The organism is Tardiphaga sp., assembly GCF_025356345.1.
In the GTDB taxonomy this organism is placed as follows: Bacteria; Pseudomonadota; Alphaproteobacteria; order Rhizobiales; family Xanthobacteraceae; genus Tardiphaga.
In genome coordinates this window covers 1-3,210 of record NZ_JANXTC010000031.1, presented here as the reverse complement: position 1 = coordinate 3,210, position 3,210 = coordinate 1, and the positions used below count along the sequence as shown (strand labels likewise).

Below are 3,210 nucleotides of genomic sequence, written 5' to 3'. Positions count from 1 at the left end.
TCCATGACGACTTCCTGTTGTCATGGATGTAAGGCAGCACGCGCGAAGCGAATGGTCGCAACAGCGGACTTGGTGGAAATCCCGGGCACAGCAGCATCGATGACGAGGTGGCGAGGCGCCACGGCAGGCCGAACGTCTGTGTCGCCACCATTTGTGCGGTTCCCTGCGATGTCACGGGTAGAATTTCGAGCGGAGCCAGCGCTTCGCGCGAGAACAGCTCCTGTGTGATCCGCTCTAGGCCGGTGACGTGACGTCCCAGATGGGTGTGGTCGACATAGATCGCCATGCGATGTCCTGATCTCGGCGTTACGCCGCGGTGGCCCGGTGTCTGGCGTGGGGCAGGGGGCGTGGTTCCTTCGGGGCACGTTGCGGCGGGGTCGGCAGCAGCAGCGTGATGAGAACGATGAACTGGGCAAGCTGGATGTTCTTTGACGAGAAACTCACCGAGCTTGCGGCGATCATCAGGATCAGCAGCACGATCGCCCATGCCGCCAGGCTCGATCGCTTGAGGATTTCGATGAAGAAACACACCAGCCCGATGGTCAGCAGAGCGGTATGGACGAGGCCGAACTGGACGATGCTGGCAACCCAGAAATTCTCGATGCCGTAGTTGAGGCCAAGCTGCGACTGCAGCGCGTTGACCCGGACCGGACTGGGACCCAGGATCAGCTCATGCCAGTCAAAGTGCGACAGCAGGCTGAAAGTGGCGTAGCGCGCCAGCGTGCTGCCCTTGTCGGAGGAGAATCGCAGCAGCATCTTGTCGAAGATGCCGAGGTTGAGCGCGGCGAAGATGAGGCCGGCTGCGACGAAGACCATGCACAACGTGACGATCGCCATCAGCAGCGATGTTCGTTTGCCGCGAAACAGCTTGAAGGCCTCGACCAGCGCCAGACAGCTGAGAATGGCCAGCACCGTCATCAATGCCGTGCGGCCGCCGAAGGCCATCAACGATCCCAGGCTGACGGTGATCAGTGGCACCCGAATGGCGATCCGCGGACACAGCGCCGGACGCAATACCAGCGCCAGCACATAGGCCGCGATGACGCCGGACGCGGTCAGGGGATGTCCCAGGAATGCGGAGGCGCGCCATTCACCGAGCACCAGGACACTGCCAAGCGTTAGTGGAATCAGGCGATGACCAGAAAAATATTCATAATAGCCGAGCACGACGTTGAGCAGGATGGTCGCGTGGATCGCCCAGACCAGCCACCTCCTGTGCTGGCCCGACAGCCGCCAGATCACGAGGCACAATATGACCGGCAATAGAAACGTATCGATGATGATCGTGAACGGGCGCGCGAGTACAAACATCTGCACCAGCAGACAAAGCCAGCAAAACAGATAGGTCAGCACCAGGCGGGATTGCGACAGTGTCCGGTTGATCTCGCCAATCGGATCGGTATTGCGTATCAGCAGCAAGAATGATGCGAGGAACACGGCGTAGGTGGCCGGGTGCAGCTTCTCGTAGAAGCCGCCGCCATTTGTCAAATAATGGATTTTCCAGTTGGTCAGCATTGCCGAGGAAACGGCGAACATTGACACGACCGTGATCAGCATCAGCACTGCGACCATCACGTCGACGACCTGCGCAGCGGTAAACGGCGCGCGGCGATATGGCGTGCCCGCTGCGGCAAGATGATTTGGCAGAATCATCGCGCGACACTCGCCGCTGCGGTCGCTACGCCATAGGGCTTGAGATAGGCGGAGCTTCGATAATAATCATAGAACCGCAGCTTGTTGAGGTCGACCTGCGTGAGGACCGTACCAAGGATGCGGTCGTGAACGGGGGCCAGCAGGTTCATGGTGTGGGTCACCACATCGCGCGGGGTCTGGTTCCAGGCCAGCGCCAGCACGATACGATCGGCGAGTTCGGCCAGCGCGCGTCCGTCGACCAGCGGCACCAGTGGAGGTGAATCGATGATGATGATTTCGTAGCGCTGGCGTAGATGATCCATCAGATCGGTGATCCGTTCCGAGAACATTAGCTCGGTGATGAAATTGGCATCGCTGGAAGCGGGCGATGGCAGGATCGATAGGCCGGTACCGCGATCGACCAGCAACGCCTGCTCCAGCGACGCCTCACCCATTGCGACCTGCAGCAGCCCGGTTTCGGCATGAGGACACAGCGCGCGCGTGAGGCCGGGATTGCGAAGATCGCCGTCGATCAGCAGCGTGCGAATGCCGAGCGTCGCCAGCGACAGCGCAAGGTTGGTGGCGAGAGTGGTCTTGCCCTCGCCCTCGAGCGCGGAGGTCACCACGACGATCTTGATCGGCTCGACGCGCAGGGTGCGCTGGATGGTGAGGCGGACGGCGCGGATGGCCTCGGCGAAGAAGGTTCCCGGTTCTTCGATGGCATAGCGCATCAGCGGCGGCTGCAGCGAAGGTGGCAGAAGCCGGATGGTGCGCGGATCGTAATTGCCGAGATCGTTGCGTCCGCGTTTGGCGCGTCCGGCCAGTTCCCGAACGCCAATTATCGGCAGCGCTGCCAGCGCCGGAAGGCCGGAAATCTGCTCGGCTTGTTCCAATGTCTTGACGCGGACATCCAGATAGTCGAGCAGGAATGCCAGCACCGTCCCGGCGCCGAGGCCCAGCATGATGGCCAGGCCGAGGATCAACGTGGATTTGGGCGACGATGGCCATAGGGGGATGCTGGCCTTGGTGACGACGCGGGAATCCGGCATCTCCAGGCTTTCCTGCGCGGAAGCTTCCTTGTAGCGCGCGAGATAGGACTCATAGAGCGTACGATTGGCCTCGGCCTCGCGCTGTAGCTCGTGCAGCCGGACCTGGGCCTGCCCGGACTGGCTCGATACGCCCTGCAGCTTGTCAAAGCTCTCCTTCAGCGAATTCTCGCGAGACAGCGCGATGTCATAGTCATGCTTCGTGCTTTGCAGGATACGCTGGATTTCCTCGTTGATCAGCCGCTGTGTATCGGCGAGCTGGGCGCGGGCATTGGCGACGAGCGGATGGCGCGGGCCATATTTGCTGGAAAGGTCGGCGCTGTTCTTGGCGATATCGGCATATTGCGTGCGCAGCTTGGAGATCATTTCCGAGGAGATCACCGCATTGATGCCGCCGGGATCGGCGCGGGATTTCGTCATTTCCTGCACCTGGTCGAACTTGGCGCGCGCTTCGGCGGTCTGAACACGGGCGGAGATCAGCTTGTTGTTGAGGTCGGTGATTTGCTGATCGTTCACGGTGACGCCCTGCGAC

General features: G+C 61.2%; 2 protein-coding genes and 1 pseudogene. All 3 read right to left on the bottom strand.

Features of this window, described 5'->3' with window-relative positions:
* Positions 1-286 (bottom strand): annotated as a pseudogene (locus Q0S16_RS01470) (glycosyl transferase); the annotation flags it as partial.
* Between the two features lie 20 nt (positions 287-306).
* Positions 307-1,653 (bottom strand): VpsF family polysaccharide biosynthesis protein, encoded by a 1,347-nt coding sequence (locus Q0S16_RS01465; protein ID WP_295844225.1) that lies wholly within the window; start codon positions 1,651-1,653, stop codon positions 307-309.
* Positions 1,650-3,210: polysaccharide biosynthesis tyrosine autokinase (locus Q0S16_RS01460; RefSeq protein ID WP_295844224.1), on the bottom strand; the 1,561-nt coding region annotated here is incomplete at its 5' end. The genes Q0S16_RS01460 and Q0S16_RS01465, both read right to left, overlap by 4 nt.